This is a genomic window from Shewanella sp. MF05956, from assembly GCF_059758055.1.
Genome location: NZ_JCAYNV010000001.1, coordinates 277103 through 298413 on the forward strand (window position 1 = coordinate 277103; position 21311 = coordinate 298413).

Genomic DNA, 21311 nt, shown 5'->3' on the forward strand with positions numbered 1-21311 from the left:
ACTGATAGCAAAAAACTAGCTGGCGTCGTGTTGTTGTTCTGGCGCTGCATCGGCAAAGGCGGCTAATTGATTACAAGCGGTATCAATACGTACGATGTTAGGAAAGTCATCAAGCGGGACATTAAAGCGCTTTGCATTGTAAACCTGTGGCACTAAACAAATGTCTGCCAAACTGGGTGTGTCACCGAAACAAAAACGGCCAGAATACTGGCTTAATTGCGCTTCTAACGCGGTAAAACCTACTGTTATCCAATGTTGATACCAACGCATTTTATCGGCATCAGACACGCCCATGTCTTTCACTAAGTATTGCAATACCCGTAAATTGTCTAACGGGTGGATTTCACACGCAATGGCTTGCGCCATGCCACGCACAATGGCGCGATGCTCAATATTACTCGGCAATAAGGCTTCCTCTGGATACTTTTCTTCGAGGTACTCAATAATGGCCAGTGATTGCGATAAATTAAGCTCGCCTTCTATGCCATCATCAACCAGAGTGGGAACTAAATGTTGGGGGTTAAGTTGATGGTAAGCCTGTGAATGCTGCTCTCCGCCATTATTAACCAAATGCACTGAAACCTGCTGTGCCGATAACTGCTTTATATTTAACGCGATACGCACACGATACGCTGCACTTGAGCGCCAATAACCATAGAGCTTCATGTTCTATCCTCTTTTTAGTTTTAGTTGTTTGTTTTACTTTTTAATTTGTTGAGCCATTAATAACAAAAAAGGCAATAACGATAATACGTTATTGCCTCCTAAAAAATACCGCGACAGAACCTTTACGCTTTATATTCAACGACTTTTTGGTCGATAGAACCAAAAATACTCACGCCATTTTCGTCAAACATTTCAATTCGTACTGTGTCGCCAAATTGCATAAACGGAGTTGATGCTTTGCCGTCGGCAATGATTTCTAGCATGCGTTTTTCTGCTAAACAGCTTGAACCGGCACTGCGGTCATAATTTGAAATCGTGCCAGAGCCAATAATCGCACCAGCACCTAATGGACGGGTTTTAGCCACATGCGACACTAATTGACTAAAGTTAAACGTCATGTCAACGCCTGCATTTGGGCGGCCAAATAACTCACTGTTTAAATGAGTCACCAGTGGCAAATGCACCTTGCTGTCTTGCCACTTGTCGCCTAATTCATCAGGCGTTATCGCAATCGGTGAAAACGCACTTGATGGTTTCGATTGGAAAAAACCAAACCCTTTACCGAGCTCACCTGGGATTAAGTTACGTAATGACACGTCGTTAACCAGCATTAATAGTTTGATGTGCTTAGCGGCATTGTCAGCCGATACACCCATGGCGACATCATCGGTGACAATGGCTATTTCTGATTCAAAATCGATACCGTATTCTTCGCTAGCCATTTCAATGTCGGCTTTAGGTGCAATAAAGCTGTCTGAGCCGCCCTGATACACTAATGGATCGGTCCAAAATGATTCTGGCATTTCAGCGCCGCGCGCTTTACGCACTAGCTCTACGTGGTTAACGTATGCACTACCGTCTGCCCATTGATAGGCACGCGGTAATGGCGATAAACAACGTGCTTCATCAAAAGCGATGGCGTTATCCATTTGACCGTCATTTAATGCTTCATATAATTCGCTTAACTGTGGATACAATAAATCCCATGCATCGAGTAATTGCTGCATTGTTTTAGCAATGGCAGGCACCGCTACCGCTTTGGTCAAATCTTTACTGACTAACATCAATTGGCCGTCGCGACGTCCGTTGTGATAACTTGCAAGTTTCATTATTGCTCCTAAATTCTGGGTGGCATCCGCGCTTGAGATCAATTGCATGAATGGCATTGTGCATTCATTTTGATCATAAAAAGCCGAAAAATCCTAACATGTGCGCCAAATCACGCGGTATTGAAATAAATCGTAATTTGTACATTATTATTTACAGACGATAAAAAGCCACTCTAACACTGGTTTACAGGATTAAAATGAGCAAAATGCCAGCAATTAGCTGGCATTAAATCGTTACATTACTTTTTCTTACTAATATTATAATCGCGCAGTTTATTGGCAATGGCGGTATGAGATACACCGAGTTTTTTCGCCAACTGTCGCGTACTTGGATATGCAGGATACAAACGGCGCAATAAACCCGATTCATACTCTTTCATGGCTTCGTCGAGTGTGCCTTCAAACTCTTCGTCGAAATAGCCAAAACCTTCGGCGTAAGACGGCAGTTTAAGCTGCTCTACGGTTAATTCAGTTGAACCATCCCACATCGATACTGCTCTAAAAATGGCATTTTTAAGCTGGCGCACGTTACCGGGCCAGGCATAAGTAAATAAATAGTCACGGCAATTGGCTGAAATACGACGCAGCGGGCTCGATAATTGCTGGCTGTAATGCTCTAAAAACATCTCGGTCAGTGGTATCACATCCACTTTGCGTTCACGCAGAGAGGGCATGTGATAACTCAACACATGGATGCGGTAATATAAATCTTCTCTAAACTCACCCGTTTGGCATAGTTCAGCAAGGTTTTTCTGGGTCGAGCAAATAATGCGAACATCGGCGCGCACTTCTACATCGCCACCGATACGTCTAAACGTGCCGTCTTGCAGCAAACGTAACAGCTTTACTTGCGCAGCTTTAGACATTTCGGCTATTTCATCTAAAAAGACTGTGCCGCCTTTAGCTTCTTCAAATAAGCCGCGTTTCACTACGGTACCGTTGGTGACAAAGCCAAATAATTCTTCTTCAGCCACACTGTCTGGCAATGCTGCACAGTTAATAGCAATAAACGGATGTTCACGGCGCATGCTGGCATCGTGACTGGCGCGGGCCATTAACTCTTTACCGGTACCAGTTTCACCAGTAATCAATAACGGAGCATCAAGCTGGGCCATACGCTTGGCTTGCTTTAATACGTCTTTCATTTTGTCGCTATTGGCTAATACATTGTCAAAACCCGTGGTTTGGTTTTGCAGTGCATTAAATTGTTTACCCACGCGGGCTGGAGATTTAAGTGAAATCACCGCACCGGCTAAAATAGTGGTGTCATCATCGTCGGGCAAATAAATCGGCAACATTTCAGCTAGGTATTCATTAGAATTAATTTGCACACGAGTGGCCTGGGCTAACACTGGGGTTTCGCTCATCCAACGGGCAAAGTTAAAGCCTTGCACCCAATGGTTTAATGATTCGTCAACCACTTCATGCTCTGCCATGCCGAGGGTTAATAGTGCTGACTCGTTAGCAATACGAATACGCCCTTTTGAATCAGTTGAAAAAACCGAATCTGGCAAAGTTTTCAATAATGTTTTTAAGGCGTAGTGCTCTTGTTCTGATGGCATAAAAGACACGGTACGCACATCATGTACACTTTCGACTTTACGGATTTGTGGCATCAGTTCACGCAAGGTTTCGAAACTGATTTCTGCAAATTGCAAAAATAGGAAACCTTTATTACTGGCATCAATGGCAATTAAGTTAATACCATGTTTTTCAAGCACAACGAGGATGTCTTTCGCTAAACCCACGCGATCAATACAGCTGACTTCCAAACGCATATGTAACGATTCCCTATTTATTAGTGTTTTGTGACGGAAATTTGTGACAACGTTAGAGGGATATTGCTTCGGTGGCAAGTGAAGTTTACAGTAGAATTGTAACAGACAGATTATTCAGCACATTACGTTAACGTAACATGCTGAAATCAATGTGATAATATCTAGTCTAACAACTGGTCTGTCTTGGCAGCCATAATGAAATCGTTTTTGTGTAAGCCTTTAATGGAATGCGACCACCAAGTGACGGTGACTTTGCCCCATTCGGTTAATATACCTGGGTGATGAAATTCCGCTTCAGCTAAATCGGCCAGTTTATTGGTAAAAGCCATAGCCAATTTAAAATTCTTAAATTTATACACCCGCTCTAACTGCATAATGCCGTCTCGCACCTCTACTCCCCAGTCAGGGATCATCCCGATAAGCTCTGCTAGCTCTGCATCGGTGACTTTAGGTGCATCTGCTTGGCATGCTTCACACTTCATCTCGGTTAATGCGCTCATTTGTACTCCTTGGCTTAATTTAGTTATGTGTTACTTGCAGCTTAATGAGCCCAATGCTCTGCTGCTCTTAATCGTTAACCCGCTTTGGCTTTAGGCTCAAATTTCGGTGCAAACATACCGAGTTGCTGAGCTTGAGTCACCATACTCATAATATCCATACGAGCAATTTCATCTAAGTAGTCAATATTTTCAATCACGTAATAAATCGGCTGCATAATATCAATTCGATAAGGTGTACGCAGCACGTCGAGTAAATCAAACGGTTTACGCTCAGGTTTATCGCTTAATGCATACATGGTTTCACCGGGTGAACTTAAAATACCACCACCATAAATCTGTAAGGGTTCATCTTTAGCCTGCACTAGACCAAACTCGATGGTAAACCAATACAAACGCGCCAGGAACACTCGCTGCTCTTTGGTTGCGGCAAGACCTAGCTGGCCATACATATGCGAAAAGTTGGCAAACGATGGATTGGTCAATAACGGACAATGACCAAATATTTCATGAAAAATATCAGGCTCTTGCAGGTAATCGAACTCTTCTTTAGTGCGAATAAATGTCGCTACTGGAAACTCTTTATTGGCGAGCAATTCAAAAAAGCGTCCAAACGAAATTAATGCTGGCACCGCGGCCGTTTTCCAGCCTGTAGCTGCTAAAAGGACTTTGTCGATGTCGGGTAATTGCGGGATACGGTCAATCGACATTCCTAATGCATCTAAGCCATTAAGGTATGCGGGGCATGCGCGCCCGGGCATATTGGTCACTTGGCGCTGGTATAACTGCTGCCATAATTGATTCTCATGTTCAGAGTAATCAATGTAACCCTGGGCATCGGGTTGATGGGCAATATACTTTGTTGCTGCTGTCATAGGTTCCACTTTACGTAAACTTCACTCTCTACATAGTGTGCTAACGTTGTGCTTTTGTTAACTCCCTCACAGTTTATTGTGTGGTGATAATGCAGGGGTAATTGTAAACAAATACATACAAAGACCCATAATTGTCATCATTTTCAGCTGATAATTTTATGTTTATTGAACGCAATGAATGCACAGCCGACCAGTGATTTTTTATGGAGAATATCAATAATTTTGCTGGTACTTGAACTGTGATAATTTACAATGTAGACAGAACATGACTCATTTATTCACAGGACGATTAAACTATGGCAATTTTGGTAACCGGTGGCGCTGGCTATATTGGTACGCACACAGTCGTGGAACTGCTAAATGCTGGACAGGAAGTAGTCATCGTAGACAATTTATCAAATTCAAGTGTTGAAGCATTAGTGCGAGTTCGCACTATTACCGGTAAAGATGTGACCTTTTATCAAGGCGACATTCTCAATAAAGCACTGCTGCAAAAAGTCTTTGCCGATCACAGTATCGAATCAGTTATTCATTTCGCGGGCTTAAAAGCCGTTGGCGAATCTGTTGCAAAACCGCTTAAATATTACGAAAACAACGTTACTGGCACCATTATTTTGTGCCAAGTGATGGCGGAAAATAATGTTAAAAACCTGGTGTTCAGTTCATCTGCAACTGTGTATGGCGACCCAGCAAGTTTACCGATTAAAGAAGATTTCCCTACCGGTGCCACTAACCCTTATGGCCAATCTAAACTGATGGTTGAACATATTTTAGCGGATTTACATCACTCAGATAACACCTGGAACATCGCGCGTTTACGCTACTTTAATCCGGTTGGCGCACACGAAAGTGGCTTAATTGGTGAAGATCCAAATGATATTCCAAACAACTTAATGCCGTTTATTGCCCAGGTTGCTGTGGGGAAACGCGAGCAATTAAGTGTATTTGGCGATGACTACAACACGCCTGATGGCACCGGTGTTCGCGATTATATTCACGTGGTTGATTTAGCCGTGGGTCATTTACAAGCACTTAAAAAGTTACAAACCAAACCTGGTTTAGTCACTTACAACCTCGGCACAGGCATTGGCTACAGTGTGTTAGACATGGTTAAAGCATTTGAAAAAGCCTGTGGTAAAACCATTGCGTATCAAATCAGCCCTCGTCGCCCTGGCGACATTGCAGCTTGTTACGCCGACCCAAGTTTTGCCGCTGCACAATTAGACTGGCGTGCAACCCACAGTGTTGAAGACATGGCCGGCAGCAGCTGGAAATGGCAATCAAATAACCCTGATGGGTATAAATTACCAAACGCTTAACCATTTTTTGCTGCAGCTAATACTAATATTCGCTGCAGCAATGAATTCAAACCTATTCGAATAGAAATGCCCCTAATGGTTATAAATAGCCCAGTGCTCAACCATTATTGATTACAGCCAATGCTAATATGCACTGCGGCAACTAATACCAGCCTATTGACCGTCTATTGGAATATAAATGCCCCTGATGGGTATAAATTGCTAAGTGCTTAACAATTTTTTATTGCAGCTAATGCTAATATGCACTGCAATAATGATTTAAAGCCTATTGACCGTTTATTGGAATCGAAATGACCCAAGGTATTAACCAAAGTCGCCGTAACCTCTTTAGCCGCCGCAAAACCAATGTGATCCGCCCGCCGTGGAGCAAACCTGAGCAAGCCTTTACTGATAATTGCACCCGTTGTGATAAATGCATTACTGCATGCGACACGCAAATCATTAAACGTGGTGAAGGTGGATTCCCTGAAATCGATTTCAGTAATGATGAGTGCACTTTTTGTAAACAATGTGTTGAGGTGTGCCCAGAACCGGTATTTGATACCTCTTTGGCACAACCATGGACTTATGTTGCCAGTATTAAAGACAGCTGCTTAACCGCTAAAGGTGTGTGGTGCCAAAGCTGTAAAGATGCCTGCGAACCGCGTGCGATTAGTTTTACCATGGCTGTTGGCCAAGTTCCAAAACCCGTAATTGATTTCAATGCCTGTAACGGTTGCGGCGCCTGCGTTTCACCTTGCCCGGCTGATGCAATTGCATTACTCACATCAGAGTAGATTACTGCTTTTTCCGAATTCAAGTTACTTAACACTATGCACAGTTTGTGGTGTTGTTAATTTGATTTTAACGTTATATTAGCCACCCCATTTAGCCTTAAGGGCACTAACATAAGAGCACTAAGATGTTTGGTCAAAAAAAGCCTGTCAATCCGTTGAGCTTTATCGCTCAAGAATGTCATTTAACTGGCAAGCTTATTTTTAGCGGTGATGTGTTAATTGCAGGCCATGTTAGTGGCGATATTCAAGCCCAAGGCAACGTGACGATAGAGCCTAGTGGTACGGTTGCAGGCGATATCTTATGCCGCGAGTTAATGATTGCAGGTCAACTGTCTGGCGAAGCACGCTGCAAAAAAATTACTTTACATGATCAAGGCGTGTTTGAAGGCGATGCATTTTGTGAAAACATTGAAATTTTAGATGGTGGCCAATTTTTAGGTTATCGCCATCGCGATCCGCTCTCAACCACAGCCGTCACTCAATAATCGTTAAGCGGTTTTATTGGTGCTAAAACACTGGCAAGTGTCATTAATGTTCAGCCAACTAACCTGCTCATTAGTATAAATATGATATGTGGGTTGCACTTTGTTTGGGTCATCAAGTGATGCTATCGATAAGGTGCAATACTGTGGATAATCCACATGACGATAGGTCATTGTGGTACCACATTGCTGACAAAAGCCGCGGCGAATATGAGCCGACGAAGCAAACTCTGTCACCTGCCCTTGCAACCATTTCACCTGTTCAATATTAAAATCCATCCAACTCATCACAACTGCACCAGTACTTTTTCGGCATTGGTTACAATGACAATGGTCAGCATCAAATGGCATGTCAGTCGTCTGGTAGCGTATTGCACCGCATAAACAACCACCTTGTAACACCATAGTCATTACCTCTTCGCACATTATTGAAATGGCTGCTTTGCAGAAATACTCGCTTGTTGTTGCCATTGGCGTAACAGACTCACAAACTCTTTGGGATCGCGATCGACACTGTCGATTGATAAATATAAGTGATAACCCAATTGCTCATTTAAGGTTTGGCAACGATGACCAAACATCGCTAACACGCCGCGATACCGGTCTCCATTTACCACTAGCGGCGTATATTCAACGCCTAAATACCCTTCTAGACTTTGTAAATCTTCATCTTGCGTTGCTGCGGTCATCAACAGTGGCCGCTGCTCGGTTAATAAACCAGTAGCTAAACGTGGCGAAATACAATCTAAAATCGGATTGATTTTTTTAAGTTTAACGCCAATATAAGGTAGTTCTATTAATTCCATGCTTTGATTTACGCGCACATTATCAAGGCGTTGAATGTTATCCCATTCAATAAACACCTGACCGCGACGGTGAAAAAACGCCACACCTTCGGCAGTAAACTTAAAACTGACCGCTGGCTGGTACACTTTAGCCACACCTAAAATTAAGCTGACTGAACCAAGCGCAAAAAACATCATGCCCAGCGCAAACAAGCTGCCAAAACCAATAAAAACAATCAAGCTTGTTAACAGGCTAACCGCACCAAGTATGGTTAAGGTAATACCATTACGTTTTGAAAAAGGACTGATCAATAGCTCATCGGTCATTTACTTTGTCTCCTTGGGGATCGGTAGTGCAGATAACCCTTTAATCTGTAGCCAAAGCATACCGACATACTCATGAATTGAACGCTGCGACGCTAATAATTGGTCTGCATCTAAACGCCACCAAAAGCTTTGAGAAGCAATAAAGTCTGTGGGCGCAGCCTGTGGTTGCAAGCCTAATTGGGTAAAAATGGCCATTGCTCGAGGCATATGTGTCGCCGAGGTCACTAACTTAAAAGGTTGCTGGCCAATCAACTGTTGTAATGCGTATGCTTCTTCAATGGTGTCTTTGGGCTGGCCAAACTTAACAATACGAGCCGGATTAACCCCAAGCTCAATTGCGGCTTTAGCCATTATGCTGGCATGCGGTGTTGGTTGTTGGCCGCCACTGTAGCCACTTACCACTAGGGTACAATCTTGTCCCAAACTCAGCTGCCTTAGCCCTTCACTTAAGCGCGCTAATGCGGTGGCAGATAGCTGCTGCACCGCGGTTAGGCCTGGCTTTTCAATATTACCCGAGCCTAATACCATTACCACACAGGCTTCTGTCATCACTTGATTATTGGCAGCGTAACGCGACTCTAGTGAGTCGGTTAACCAATAACTGACTTGCGATTGGCTACACAATAACAACACAGAGGTTGCAAGTACGAGTGTGACCTTGCCCAACGACAACAGCGATTGACGCTGACTGCGCCACAACAACCACGCAATTAATAGCAATAAAACGGTTAACGGAATGGGCATCACTAATTGCGACAAGACTTTTTTTAACCAAAACATCAATGATTCACTCAATCTATATTCAGTCAGTTATCCCGACTCATATTCTAATATTGGCGCTAGTGTAACTTAGTCTGCACAAAACAAAAACGGCACTATAAAGTGCCGTTAAATGTTATATCAAACTGGGTAAAACTACTTTTCGTCTTTGCCCCACAGCCACGCTGCGCCGCGAACACCCGATGATGCACCAAATTTATTTTTAACCACTTGCGTACCACATTCGCGGCCAACCACATATTTAGGCAATATTTTAGGCAACTCAGTATAAATTGCTTCAATATTTGATACGCCGCCACCAAGTACAATCATGTCAGGGTCCATCATATTAATCACATGAGCCAATGAGCGTGCTAAACGGTCGATGTAACGCTCAAATGCTGCAGTGGCTAGCGGATCGCCTTGTTGCATCATTTCAGAAATTTGAATACCACTGGTAGCATCGCCACCCGCTTCACGAAAATCGCGTATAAAGCCGGTGCCAGAAATAAAGGTTTCAATACAATCGCGGTTACCACAAAAACACGAGGTGGTATTAAATTCATCAGCGGTCATCCAAGGTAATGGGTTATGACCCCATTCGCCGCCAATACCATTGCCGCCACCATGTACTCGGCCATTAATGGCAACACCTGCACCACAGCCGGTACCAATAATACCGCCAAATACCACACCTTTACCTGCCGCTGCGCCATCGACCGCTTCTGATACGGCAAAGCAGTTAGCATCATTAGCCACTCGCACTTCGCGGTGTAATACTTCGCTTAAATCTTTATCTAATGGATGGCCGTTAATCCAGGTTGAGTTTGAGTTTTTAACCAAACCAGTAAACGGTGATACCACGCCCGGAATACCGACACCGACAGAGCCGGTTTGCTTTGTTGCCGTTTCGGCATCTGCCACTAAGCTGACAATGGCTTCAATGGTGCCAGGATAGTTTTTTGGCGTTGGAATGCGCTTTCTGAATATTTCTGCACCGTCATTAGCTAACGCTACAATTTCAATTTTGGTACCACCGAGATCGACGCCCATGCGCATCATAACTTGTCACTCCATTTGCTTATTAATTGGGGTTCCATATTTTGGTTTGCACAGGCCGATAACATGAGTGTTATTTACGTGCAAACCATGCTGACGATGCAGCAATAAAATACGGATTTAAAATATTTTCTTTTTGGTTATATTCAAGCGGCGTCATTGCTGGATACGCTAATACTACGCCACCTGCACTTTCTAATACTGCTTGTGCGGCTGCGGTGTCCCACTCGCTGGTTAACCCCAGTCTTGGGTACACATCAGCTTGGCCTTCGGCCACCATACAAAACTTTAATGAACTGCCGACACTGAGCATTTGGTGTTCACCAATAGTCTGTAAATACTCAGCAACATCAGGACTGACATGTGAACGACTTCCGACCACGATAGCGGGCGATTGCAGTGCTCGATCACGAATATCTAATACTGATACTTGTCCGTTATGTTCAAGCCAGGCGCCTTGGCCAATCACCCCGCTATAGCATTTATTCAACACTGGGGCGTAAACAACACCGGCAATGGCTTTGCCATTGTGGATTAGCGCAATGTTGACGGTAAACTCGCCGTTACGCTTAATGAATTCTTTAGTGCCATCAAGTGGATCTATTAACCAATAGGTTTGCCAGGTTTGTCTTTCAGCCCAGCTAATGTCTGCAGCTTCTTCACTCATTACCGCAATATCGGCAAAGTGGCTGTTAAGCCCTGCAACAATCACATTGTGACTAGCAATATCCGCAGCAGTCACTGGGCTGTCATCTTGCTTAACTTCAATCCCTAAATCGGATTGAGCATATACCTGCATAATGGCGTCGCCAGCCTCTTTGGCAAGCACAACGATTTTTTGTAAATCTGCGGCTGTAAATGTAATGTTCGACAAATCAATTCCTTAAAAATTTATAGCGGTTCGATACCATTGATATACATTATGCCATCGTTCGCACTGTAAATTGATATATTCATTTCATCGTAGTTAATCCTAAAATTATTAACGCTTCTCTAGCCACTACAGCTCACTGATAGAACAAACTGTTACAACAATCTGTTACGAGAGTCTGTTACAACAATCTGATAACACTTTTTGGGTCTGCTGATACTAAGCTAAGCGCCACAAGCCTCAAAGCAAACAGTGCATCTTTGCATTCGTATTCAATGCTTTCTAAGAGAATGCTGCACATTGAAAAAGACGACTATTGCGTACTTTCAGTTAAGGTTTTACTGCTAACAATAACGGCATTTTTATTCATGGTTTCACATCCAGCGCCTGTGCTTGGCGATTGAGTACATTCATATACTCTGACGTAATCGACTAACATCGCTTGCGGAAACACCGCAGGGTCAATGCCTTTGTTATGCACATTCGCTGCCCAATCACCACCGACAGCAAGGTTTAATAACATGTAAAACCGCTGATTGAAGGGCGCATCATCTGGGGCGTTAACAAACTCGCCATTTTCATCGGCATATTGGCTATACCAGCCTGAGGATTGTTGCGTAGCAAAATGAACATCATCGACATACCAACGTATTTCACCTTGTTGCCATTCAATTGCATATACATGAAAGTCATCGGCTGGATTAATGCCATTAGGTAAGTGATATTCTTGCCCTGTATAGACATTATTAGGCCATTGTTTACCGTAGTGTAAGGTGCCATGAATAGCAGAAACAGGCGCTTCACCGTTGGCAACCACCTTGAGATTTACCGCTTCCATAATATCGATTTCGCCAGAACCCGCCCAGGGACCGTATACCCAATCGGTAGGAAGCATCCAAATAGCTGGCCAAGTTCCTTGCCCTTGAGGCAACTTCGCGCGAATTTCAAAACGGCCGTATTTCCAATCGCCTTTGTTTTTTGACACCAAACGTGCCGAGGTATAATCCAGTGTTTTCGATGTGTCATTGACATCATAACTCGGGTCAGCGCCATTGACCGCAGGGCCAGAAAAACGTTCTTTAATTGCTGTGATTGTCAGTAAGCCATCGGCCACAGAAGCGTTTTCAGTTCGGGCGGTATAACATTGTGCTTCATTATTTCCACCACCATAACAATCAACTGCAAAACTCCATTTATCAGCATTGACGTCATGTCCCTCAAACTCATCTTGCCATACCATTTTCCAGGCAGAAGAACCCAGACGGGTTGCACTATGAGTTTGGTTTTCAGTATCAACTGAATGACAACCCGAGAGAAAAAACGAGGCCAACGTTAAAGCCGTTACGCCTTGTAAAATTGAATGGTTGTTAGCAAAACGCTTCATTAGTTTACTCATGATGTTCAATACTTAACATAAGTTGAGCCAGACCGTACCTGTATATTTGAGGTCTGGTCTGGCTCTCTACACAGTTCACTTTTTACATTGAACCGTGTTTTCACTTGGCTGAGTATGGATCACCACATCACTGAAACTCACATCAACTTTATCGCTGGTCGCGAGATAGAACGGCATGGTGATTTTGCCAAAGTCCATTGGCTCGCTAGCAAAACACGCCAATGACACACTAACACTCTGCCACTCACCTAACTTGCTATTCACTTGCTGAGCAATATCGACCTGTTTACGGCAATCACCTTCACACGCCATGCCTAACCAAAGTGGCTTTTGCAATGATGATGTCGTCTTAATGCTTAACGTCAACGCTGAATCGCTGTTGCTGTAGGCTCTAAAGTCGCGTGGAAAGTTACTGATTAATCCAACGATCCCCTGCTCACTACCATTAAATGACACAAATCGAGCGTCTTCTTGTACGACACGGTCCATGGTGCGAATCGTTAACGCACTGTTTTGTGCGACGCTGCTCGACAAACCTTGGCGCTCTGCGCTATTGGCAATGTACATTGACCATGGTGACTTAACTGCACGCTCAAATAAGGCAAGATCAGAAGTGGTTTGTTCAGCAGATAAATTATCTTCAGACAAATTATCTAATGCCACTGCGCTACTGATATCAGATTGATAATTAAGGCCATAACCAAATGGGATAAGCGGTTTGTATTGTGCTTTAGCTTCAGCGGAGGCACTTGCTAACGGCACATTGACGGTTGTTTGCTGCGGTGTCGCAGGCCATGAAAATGATAATTTACCACCAAAGTCATGTTTGATTTTACCGTCTGCATCAGTGAATAACACATCTGCAATACCTTGACCTTCTGAACCAGGTAACCATGCTGCGACAAAGGCGTCCGATGCATTAAACTCGGCATTCACCCACATTGGGCGACCACTGATAAATACCGATACCACTGGAATACCTTGCGCTTTAAGCTGCTTTAGCAAGGCTAAATCGCGCTTGTCACCACGTTGATATTCAAGGTTATCAATATCACCATTGCCTTCTGCGTAAGGCTCTTCACCAAACACCACAATGGCCACATCTGGCTTTTGCTGTTCGGTCAATTCACCTGTTGCACTTAATATAGCCTGACCACCCGCCTGCTTAACCACTTGCTCAATACCTGAGTAAATTGACGTTGCGCCTGGGAAGTCGGCATTTTTATTGTCTGTACCCTGCCAGGTAATTGTCCAACCGCCAGACTGCTTACCGATATTGTCGGCTGCATCACCCGCAACCAAAACCGTTAACTTAGGTGAAAGCGGTAATACATTTTGATTGTTTTTCAATAACACCAATGATTCACGCACCGCTTGACGAGCAACATCTCGATGACTTGCTTGACCAATAAGCTCTGTTTTGCCCGATAACGGACGGTTAGCAGGGCTTGGCTTATCAAATAAACCGGCTCTTAATTTAACCCTTAAGATACGTGACACAGCATCGTCTAATCGAGCCTGGCTAATTTCGCCACTATTAACTTGCGCCACAGTGTTTTCAAATAATGGTTTCCACGCAGCCGTCGGCACCATAAAAATATCTAAGCCCGCATTCGCCGCCTGTGCGCACGACTCATTGGTACAACCTGGAATTTGTCCATGGCCATTCCAATCGCCCACCACAAAACCGTCAAAGCCCATGCGATCTTTTAATACATCAGTCAGTAAGTATTTATTGCCATGGTTTTTTTCACCGTGCCAGCTATTAAACGAGGCCATCACACTCTGTGCGCCTGCATTTAACCCACCAACATACCCTTGGGCATGCACATCAACGAGTGATTGCTCACTGGCGATGTTGTCGCCCTGGTCAATACCTTTTTCTGTGCCACCATCACCGATAAAATGCTTAACGGTTGACAGAACCCGTTGATCAGACAAAAAGTCGCCATTGACTGCGCCTTGTAAACCCTCAACAATAGCAAAAGCATAATCTCTTACAATACTTGGGTCTTCTGAATACCCCTCATAACTGCGGCCCCAGCGGTCATCCTGAACAACCGCAACGGTTGGTGCAAACACCCAATCAATGCCTGTTACCATGACTTCTTTGGCTGTAATCGCCGCAATCTGCTCAATTAATTTAGGATTATTGGCCGCACCCAACCCAATATTATGTGGAAATAACGTTGCCCCAATGACATTGTTGTGGCCATGCACTGCGTCAGTCCCCCACATCGTCGGGATATTGCTACCATCAACAGAGTCATCAACAGAGGCTTGATATAAGGTTTCAGCTAAAGCTATCCAGTCCGCTGGCGTGGCGTGCTTATCGTTATTAGGGTAAGACCCGCCACCATTAAGGTATGATCCAAAACCGTACTTGCGCATATCTTCAACGGTGATGTCGCGAATTTCAGGCTGGATCATCTGCGCCACTTTTTGCTCTACCGTCATCTTGCTCACCAAGGTGGCAATTTTAGCTTCGAGCTCAACATCTTTGGCAATAGCAGGTGTCAGTGCTGGCCATAAATCAATACCAGACTTAGCGACAACTTCAGCGGGTTTAGTGTCGACAACCGCTTTTACATCTTTGCTTTGTTCAACTTGTTTTGCATCACTGCACCCGCTTAGCGATAACAATACCGCCAAACTTAGCGTGCTTAATTTTGTCGTCATGGTTGTCGATTTAAAAGCGACAATCGGGTTATTCGTGTTCATGTAATTTCCTTATCCTTGCTGCTGTGCATTAAATGTTGGACGCGTTGCATTGCAGCCCACTAAACCGTAATAACCAATGAAACCATAACAAACTAGCGGCACAATAAATGCTAACTGAATGCCTAAACTGTCGGCTAAAACACCTTGTAAAAGCGGTAGTACAGCGCCGCCGACAATCGCTAAGCATAAAATACCTGAGCCTTGACTAGTATGTTGTTTTAAATCTTGTAACGCTAAACTGAAAATGGTTGGGAACATAATTGAGTTACATAACCCCACCAGCAATAATGCCCACATTGCCACACTGCCAACATTAAACATGGCGGCGACAATCAACACGCAAGCACACAGCGCGTTAAAGGCTAACACTTTACCCGCTTTAATTTTTTGCATAACACCCGCGCCAATAAAGCGGCCAACCATAGCACCACCAAAATAATAGGCGATATAATGCGCGGCTTGTGATTCAGATAAACCACCGATATCGTCTTGGGTTAAAAAGCTAATGAGAAAACTGCCAATGCCTACTTCGGCGCCGACATACACAAAAATCCCCACTGCGCCCAATACTAAATGCGGATACTTCCACGCGCTGCCGCCAGAATCTTTTTCAGTGCTTATCACTTTTTTGCCCAGTAACGGCAACTTTAACAACATAAAAATAAGCGCTAATACAAATAACGCACCAGCTAAAATTAAGTAAGGGGTTTGTACTGCACTGGCTTGTTGCTGCACCGATAACTGGCCAATGACCTCACCCACTTCGGTGATTTTCGCGTCATGTTCAACCGTCGATAAAATTAACCAGCTACCAAAGAAAGGAGCAACGGTTGTGCCCAATGAGTTAAATGCTTGAGTTAACGTTAAGCGAGAAGATGCCGTTTCAGCAGGGCCAAGAACACTCACATAAGGGTTAGCTGATACTTGTAAAATCGTAATACCAGATGCCAACACAAAAAAGGCGAACAAGAACATATTGTACGAGCCATAACTGGCTGACGGATAAAATAATAAACAGCCGACACAGGCAATAACCAGACCGGTAATAATCCCCTTTTGATAACCAATCTTACCCACTAATGCGCCCGCAGGAATCGACACAATAAAGTAAGCACCAAAAAAGCAAAACTGCACTAACATTGCTTGAGCATAATTAAGCTCAAACATATTTTTTAAGTAAGGAATTAAAATATCATTGAGGCAAGTTAAAAAGCCCCACATAAAAAACAACGAGGTTAACGCGACCAACGCAAAGCGAAAGTCTCCTAATTGATGAGTAGAATCACCGCCAGTGAATTCTGTTTGCTGTTGTGAAGTCGCCATGACATTCCCTATGTTATAAATCGTTATATTGGGTTGTTATCAATCGATATTATTGATTGCTACCACGCGGTAGCGACAAAATATGCCCATAAATCATTACCTCAGACCCTGGCCCAGTTAATGACTTCCCCTACAGACCTATTGTGAATAATTTGCAAAATCAATTATTGACCTTTGGATAATTAATCACTAATCTCAATGTAAGCGCTTTCATTTTTAACATATCGATAACTGATGTCAACGATTTTTAGCCAAACGAATAGAATTTTTCATCCTAGAGTCAATCGACATTAACCTGTTATCACGGGTGTTACAGCGCAAAAAACTTTCAATGATAAAGACTCAAACTCAATTAATGCGAAGTGAATAATTATATGAAAATAATGTTACCAACCAACTCGAAGATGCAGTCAACAGCATTCACCTATGGTGTAGCGACAGCTTCGTTTCAAATCGAAGGTGCAGCAGAGTCACGTTTAGCCTGTATTTGGGACACTTTTTGCGCCACGCCAGGCAAAGTACGTGATGGTTCAAATGGCGAGCAAGCTTGCGAGCACGTAAAGCTGTGGCGTGAAGATATTGATTTGATTGAGTCATTAGGCGTAGACGCTTATCGTCTGTCTATTTCATGGCCACGTGTACTGCACAAAGATGGCAGTTTAAATGCTCAAGGTGTGCAGTTTTATACTGATTTGTTAGACGAGTTAAATCGTCGCGGCATTAAACCGTTTGTGACCTTATACCACTGGGATTTACCACAACACATTGAAGACAATGGCGGCTGGTTAAACCGTGAAACAGCTTACCTATTTGCAGACTATGCCGACAAAATCACTCAAGCATTTGGCGACCGAGTATATTCTTATGCGACATTCAATGAGCCTTTTTGCAGTTCGTATCTAGGTTATGAAATTGGCGTACATGCACCTGGGTTAGCCAAAAAATCTTATGGTCGTCAATCGGCGCATCATTTATTGTTAGCCCATGGTTTGGCCATGAAAGTATTGCAAAAAAACAGTCCAAACACTGAAAACGGCATCGTACTTAATTTTACCCCTTGTTACAGTGCCACAGAGTCTGCCGAAGATGTACAAGCAGCCAGTAAAGCCGACCAGTATTTTAATCAGTGGTACATCAAACCATTGTTTGATCGCTGCTATCCAGAGATTATTAACGATTTTGCCCCTGAGGATATGCCAATAATCGAACAAGGCGACTTTGATATTATTGCGCAGCCTATCGACTTTTTAGGCATTAACTTTTATACCCGCGCCGTCTACAAAGCAGATGCAGTAACAGGCTTTAGCCAAATTGATATGGTTGATAATCCTAAAACCGATATTGGTTGGGAAATTTACCCACAATCATTCACTGATTTATTAGTCTCTTTGCATGCACTTTATCCATTACCGCCGATGTACATTACCGAAAATGGCGCCGCCATGGACGATAAATTGATTGACGGTAAGGTGGATGATCAAGACAGACTCGCTTATTATGATGCCCACTTAAATGCTGTGAATAACGCCATCGAACAAGGTGTTAATATTGTGGGTTACTTTGCCTGGAGCCTCATGGATAACTTTGAATGGGCCGAAGGTTATTTAAAACGTTTTGGCATTGTCTATGTTGATTATGACACCCAAAAGCGTACGCTAAAGTCGAGTGCGCATGCCTATAAAGACTTATTAGCTAACAGAAAATAACCTCCGACTGTTTAAGCCGTTCCTATGAACGGCTTTATTTTATTCAACGCATCATATTAAAAATATAACAACAATTATTGAGGCACGTATGATCAGTATTAAAGAGAAAATCGCTTACGGACTTGGGGACACAGCAAGTAACATCGTCTTCCAAACGGTGATGCTGTTTTTAACCTTTTTCTATACCGATATTTTCGGTATTTCACCTGCATTTGTCGGCACGATGTTTTTAGCCGTGCGTTTAATCGATGCGGTAACCGACCCACTCATGGGCGCACTCGCCGATAGAACCAATACCCGTTGGGGTAAATTCAGGCCGTATCTATTGTGGTTTGCCCTGCCCTTTGGCTTTATCAGTGTGCTGGCATTCACCACCCCTGATTTAACTGAAGACGGCAAAATGATTTATGCCTTTGTAACTTATACGGCATTAATGATGGTCTACACCGCGATTAACATTCCTTACTGTGCATTAGGCGGCGTATTAACGGCCGATCCTAAAGAGCGCGTATCGGTGCAGTCATACCGTTTTGTATTTGCTATGTTGGGCGGCTTACTGGTGTCTGGTTTAACCTTACCCCTGGTCGAATTTTTAGGGGAAGGAGACCAAGCTAAAGGTTACCAGCTAACCATTACCGCCATGAGCATTTTAGGCGTGGCGATGTTTTTAGTGTGTTTTTGGGGCACTAAAGAGCGTCTTCACCCACCCATCGATCAGCAATCGAGTTTTAAGAAAGACTTTGGCGACATGCTCAAAAATGATCAATGGCGCGTGCTTGCGGTTGCTTCCGTGTGTTTATTATCAGGCATGGTATTGCGCACTAGCTTGGCTATTTATTACGTTAAATATTACCTCAACATGCCAGATTCAATCACCTTATTTATCACCTTAGGTATGGTTGGTAACATCTTTGGCTGTATTTTGGCAGAGCCTTTGGCGAAACGTTTTTGTAAGGTCAAAGCTTATATCACCTTACAACTCCTTGCTGCAGCCATGTGTATCGTGAGTTACTTTGTCCCTAGCGATCAAGTCGTGCTCGCTTTCGGCATGTTTATTATTTGGGGCTTTACCTTCAACATGGCAACCCCATTATTGTGGGCAAAAATGGCCGACGTTGTCGATTATGGCCAATACAAAAACGGCGTGCGCATTACCGGGATGATTTATTCTTCGGTGATATTTTTCATCAAACTGGGTGTCGCCATTGGTGGTGCTGCTGCAGGCTGGTTGCTTGCCGGTTATGGCTATCAAGCCGATACCGTTCAAACTGAAGCAACGCAACAAGGTATTTTAATATCATTCACGCTTTTCCCTGCCATTGGCTCAATTTTGGTCGCCTTAGTGATGCGCTGGTATGTGTTAGACAATAAAAGAGTTGATGAAATCCATTTAGAATTAAATAGAGAAGTAAAATAAAAGCATGTTAGTCTTGGCGCACTATGCTCCAAGGCTAATTTGAATTCTTTAACGTGAAATGACGATATGGCAACGATTTACGATGTATCTGTAATGGCAGGTGTTTCTCTGGCGACAGTGTCGCGAGTGATGAACAACAACACCAAAGTCAGTGACAAAACCAAACAGAAAGTATTAGATGCAATGCAAAGCTTAGGCTATCGTCCCAATACGATTGCCCAGTCTTTAGCGTCTAATTGTTCCAATAGCGTTGGCGTGTTGGTATCGCAACTCGACGGTCCATTTTACGGTCCGATGATGACCGAAATTGAAACCGTGCTTCGTAGCGCCAACAAACACGTGATTATCGCCGCAGGCCACAGCGATGAAGCGCAAGAAAAAGACAGTGTTGAGTTTTTAATGAGTCGCGGCTGTGATGCACTGATTTTAGACATTGAAGCCGTGTCGGACGAATACCTCATTGAACTGAGTAAAGGTTCAACGCCCATCGTGTTTATTAACCGCTATATTGACTCCATTAAAGAGCGCTGCGTTTATCTTGAAAATGAACAAGGTGGCTTTATGGCGACCAATCATATTTTGTCACTTGGCCATAAAGACATTGCTTATATTTCAGGCCCGCTGTTTAAGCTCGACGTAAGAGATCGTTTAAAAGGTCATCAACGCGCGCTTAAGCAATACAACATTGATTTTGATGACAGTCTCTGCATTGAAAGCGATTTTAAAGAAGCCGGCGGCAGCGAGGCTATGGAACATTTGTTGTCGCTAAACAAACCCATTACCGCTGTTGTATGCGCAAACGATCAGATGGCATCTGGGGCGATATCGGTTTGCTTAGAACAGGGATTGCGTGTGCCTGAAGACATCTCATTTATCGGTTACGATAATATTCCATTCCCTCAATACATTTCGCCTAAGCTATCCACAGTCAGCAACCCTATTCACGAAATGGGTAAAATGGCCGCAAGGTGGGTATTGCAAAATGTCTATAATGACAAAGAAACCGTGGTTGAAAGCTCATTCTTACCGGAGTTATTTATTCGCACCTCCACCAAAGCAATTGATTAACCTGCATCGCTAGCGTAAAAATCGCGATCACTATGATCTAAATATCTAAAACCAGCATTTGCTGGTTTTTTATTTTCTTGAGCATCACTTTTCACAAATTCATTTGATTATACCAATTCCATTAATTATCTGGTCATTCAGCGGGAGTTCTGTGTCTTCTAGGCAAGTAATAGAATTGTAGGCATAGTTGTTCTACGTCAAAATGCTATTAAGCAGCATGGAGGACACAGAAACCCGCCTTACAGGAGACACTCAGACCGTTCATTTCTTTGTTGCATTGCCTTAAAAGGGAATAACCATTATTTCAACAATGCGCCTCAAACTGAACAATCTGAGTGGCTCTGATTGGTCACATAATTAATAGAATTGGTATTATA

General features: G+C 43.4%; 19 protein-coding genes. 6 read left to right on the plus strand and 13 right to left on the minus strand.

Features of this window, described 5'->3' with window-relative positions; translation table 11 throughout:
• Window positions 1-15: 15 nt before the first annotated feature.
• The 5 genes from maiA to phhA all read right to left on the minus strand — a co-directional run bounded on the left by maiA (window position 16) and on the right by phhA (window position 4925).
• Complete coding sequence (gene maiA, locus AC19MX_RS01120) at window positions 16-666, minus strand: maleylacetoacetate isomerase (protein ID WP_432401372.1); 651 nt, start codon at window positions 664-666, stop codon at window positions 16-18.
• 122 nt (window positions 667-788) lie between these two features.
• Window positions 789-1775, minus strand: a complete 987-nt coding sequence (locus AC19MX_RS01125) for a fumarylacetoacetate hydrolase family protein (protein ID WP_432401374.1) — start codon at window positions 1773-1775, stop codon at window positions 789-791.
• Between the two features lie 239 nt (window positions 1776-2014).
• Complete coding sequence (gene tyrR / locus AC19MX_RS01130) at window positions 2015-3553, minus strand: transcriptional regulator TyrR (protein ID WP_432401376.1); 1539 nt, start codon at window positions 3551-3553, stop codon at window positions 2015-2017.
• 161 nt (window positions 3554-3714) lie between these two features.
• Window positions 3715-4053 (minus strand): 4a-hydroxytetrahydrobiopterin dehydratase, encoded by a 339-nt coding sequence (locus AC19MX_RS01135; protein ID WP_123776978.1) that lies wholly within the window; start codon window positions 4051-4053, stop codon window positions 3715-3717.
• Between the two features lie 74 nt (window positions 4054-4127).
• Window positions 4128-4925, minus strand: a complete 798-nt coding sequence (gene phhA, locus AC19MX_RS01140) for a phenylalanine 4-monooxygenase (RefSeq protein WP_432401378.1) — start codon at window positions 4923-4925, stop codon at window positions 4128-4130.
• 296 nt (window positions 4926-5221) lie between these two features.
• Between phhA and galE the strand changes: the two genes are divergently transcribed.
• The 3 genes from galE to AC19MX_RS01155 all read left to right on the plus strand — a co-directional run bounded on the left by galE (window position 5222) and on the right by AC19MX_RS01155 (window position 7505).
• On the plus strand, window positions 5222-6244 hold the full coding sequence (galE, locus tag AC19MX_RS01145) for a UDP-glucose 4-epimerase GalE (RefSeq protein WP_432401380.1): 1023 nt from the start codon (window positions 5222-5224) through the stop codon (window positions 6242-6244).
• Window positions 6245-6534: 290 nt separating this feature from the next.
• On the plus strand, window positions 6535-7020 hold the full coding sequence (gene napF / locus AC19MX_RS01150; protein WP_432401382.1) for a ferredoxin-type protein NapF: 486 nt from the start codon (window positions 6535-6537) through the stop codon (window positions 7018-7020).
• A 125-nt stretch (window positions 7021-7145) separates the two neighbouring features.
• On the plus strand, window positions 7146-7505 hold the full coding sequence (locus AC19MX_RS01155; RefSeq protein ID WP_432401384.1) for a bactofilin family protein: 360 nt from the start codon (window positions 7146-7148) through the stop codon (window positions 7503-7505).
• 3 nt (window positions 7506-7508) lie between these two features.
• On the opposite strand, the gene AC19MX_RS01160 is transcribed toward AC19MX_RS01155, so the two are convergent.
• The 8 genes from AC19MX_RS01160 to AC19MX_RS01195 form a co-directional block, all read right to left on the minus strand.
• Window positions 7509-7907: a GFA family protein gene (locus AC19MX_RS01160; protein WP_432401548.1), complete on the minus strand. Its 399-nt coding sequence runs from the start codon at window positions 7905-7907 to the stop codon at window positions 7509-7511.
• 20 nt (window positions 7908-7927) lie between these two features.
• Complete coding sequence (locus tag AC19MX_RS01165) at window positions 7928-8614, minus strand: DUF2982 domain-containing protein (RefSeq protein WP_432401386.1); 687 nt, start codon at window positions 8612-8614, stop codon at window positions 7928-7930.
• Window positions 8615-9394, minus strand: a complete 780-nt coding sequence (locus tag AC19MX_RS01170) for a YdcF family protein (RefSeq protein WP_432401388.1) — start codon at window positions 9392-9394, stop codon at window positions 8615-8617.
• 135 nt (window positions 9395-9529) lie between these two features.
• On the minus strand, window positions 9530-10435 hold the full coding sequence (gene mak, locus AC19MX_RS01175) for a fructokinase (RefSeq protein WP_432401390.1): 906 nt from the start codon (window positions 10433-10435) through the stop codon (window positions 9530-9532).
• A 70-nt stretch (window positions 10436-10505) separates the two neighbouring features.
• Complete coding sequence (cysQ, locus tag AC19MX_RS01180) at window positions 10506-11306, minus strand: 3'(2'),5'-bisphosphate nucleotidase CysQ (protein ID WP_432401392.1); 801 nt, start codon at window positions 11304-11306, stop codon at window positions 10506-10508.
• Window positions 11307-11616: 310 nt separating this feature from the next.
• Window positions 11617-12687 (minus strand): glycoside hydrolase family 16 protein, encoded by a 1071-nt coding sequence (locus tag AC19MX_RS01185; RefSeq protein WP_498296302.1) that lies wholly within the window; start codon window positions 12685-12687, stop codon window positions 11617-11619.
• A gap of 87 nt (window positions 12688-12774) precedes the next feature.
• Window positions 12775-15420, minus strand: a complete 2646-nt coding sequence (locus AC19MX_RS01190; RefSeq protein ID WP_432401396.1) for a glycoside hydrolase family 3 protein — start codon at window positions 15418-15420, stop codon at window positions 12775-12777.
• Between the two features lie 9 nt (window positions 15421-15429).
• Window positions 15430-16743 carry a sugar MFS transporter gene (locus tag AC19MX_RS01195; protein WP_432401398.1) on the minus strand — a complete coding sequence of 438 codons (1314 nt, stop codon included), beginning with the start codon at window positions 16741-16743 and terminating at the stop codon, window positions 15430-15432.
• Between the two features lie 374 nt (window positions 16744-17117).
• On the opposite strand from AC19MX_RS01195, the gene AC19MX_RS01200 reads away from it, so the two are divergent.
• The 3 genes from AC19MX_RS01200 (at window position 17118) to AC19MX_RS01210 (ending at window position 20934) form a co-directional block, all read left to right on the plus strand.
• Complete coding sequence (locus tag AC19MX_RS01200) at window positions 17118-18449, plus strand: GH1 family beta-glucosidase (protein WP_432401400.1); 1332 nt, start codon at window positions 17118-17120, stop codon at window positions 18447-18449.
• 88 nt (window positions 18450-18537) lie between these two features.
• Window positions 18538-19866: a glycoside-pentoside-hexuronide (GPH):cation symporter gene (locus AC19MX_RS01205; protein WP_432401402.1), complete on the plus strand. Its 1329-nt coding sequence runs from the start codon at window positions 18538-18540 to the stop codon at window positions 19864-19866.
• A 66-nt stretch (window positions 19867-19932) separates the two neighbouring features.
• A complete protein-coding gene (locus AC19MX_RS01210; RefSeq protein WP_432401404.1) occupies window positions 19933-20934 on the plus strand; it encodes a LacI family DNA-binding transcriptional regulator in 1002 nt (333 codons plus the stop codon).
• Window positions 20935-21311: the final 377 nt, after the last annotated feature.

Bases quoted from the DNA above. Each gene is read 5' to 3' on its own strand.
- maiA (WP_432401372.1), bottom strand. From the start codon at position 666: ATGAAGCTCTATGGTTATTGGCGCTCAAGTGCAGCGTATCGTGTGCGT.
- AC19MX_RS01125 (WP_432401374.1), bottom strand. From the start codon at position 1,775: ATGAAACTTGCAAGTTATCACAACGGACGTCGCGACGGCCAATTGATG.
- tyrR (WP_432401376.1), bottom strand. From the start codon at position 3,553: ATGCGTTTGGAAGTCAGCTGTATTGATCGCGTGGGTTTAGCGAAAGAC.
- AC19MX_RS01135 (WP_123776978.1), bottom strand. From the start codon at position 4,053: ATGAGCGCATTAACCGAGATGAAGTGTGAAGCATGCCAAGCAGATGCA.
- phhA (WP_432401378.1), bottom strand. From the start codon at position 4,925: ATGACAGCAGCAACAAAGTATATTGCCCATCAACCCGATGCCCAGGGT.
- galE (WP_432401380.1), top strand. From the start codon at position 5,222: ATGGCAATTTTGGTAACCGGTGGCGCTGGCTATATTGGTACGCACACA.
- napF (WP_432401382.1), top strand. From the start codon at position 6,535: ATGACCCAAGGTATTAACCAAAGTCGCCGTAACCTCTTTAGCCGCCGC.
- AC19MX_RS01155 (WP_432401384.1), top strand. From the start codon at position 7,146: ATGTTTGGTCAAAAAAAGCCTGTCAATCCGTTGAGCTTTATCGCTCAA.
- AC19MX_RS01160 (WP_432401548.1), bottom strand. From the start codon at position 7,907: ATGGTGTTACAAGGTGGTTGTTTATGCGGTGCAATACGCTACCAGACG.
- AC19MX_RS01165 (WP_432401386.1), bottom strand. From the start codon at position 8,614: ATGACCGATGAGCTATTGATCAGTCCTTTTTCAAAACGTAATGGTATT.
- AC19MX_RS01170 (WP_432401388.1), bottom strand. From the start codon at position 9,394: ATGTTTTGGTTAAAAAAAGTCTTGTCGCAATTAGTGATGCCCATTCCG.
- mak (WP_432401390.1), bottom strand. From the start codon at position 10,435: ATGATGCGCATGGGCGTCGATCTCGGTGGTACCAAAATTGAAATTGTA.
- AC19MX_RS01185 (WP_498296302.1), bottom strand. From the start codon at position 12,687: ATGAAGCGTTTTGCTAACAACCATTCAATTTTACAAGGCGTAACGGCT.
- AC19MX_RS01190 (WP_432401396.1), bottom strand. From the start codon at position 15,420: ATGAACACGAATAACCCGATTGTCGCTTTTAAATCGACAACCATGACG.
- AC19MX_RS01195 (WP_432401398.1), bottom strand. From the start codon at position 16,743: ATGGCGACTTCACAACAGCAAACAGAATTCACTGGCGGTGATTCTACT.
- AC19MX_RS01200 (WP_432401400.1), top strand. From the start codon at position 17,118: ATGAAAATAATGTTACCAACCAACTCGAAGATGCAGTCAACAGCATTC.
- AC19MX_RS01205 (WP_432401402.1), top strand. From the start codon at position 18,538: ATGATCAGTATTAAAGAGAAAATCGCTTACGGACTTGGGGACACAGCA.
- AC19MX_RS01210 (WP_432401404.1), top strand. From the start codon at position 19,933: ATGGCAACGATTTACGATGTATCTGTAATGGCAGGTGTTTCTCTGGCG.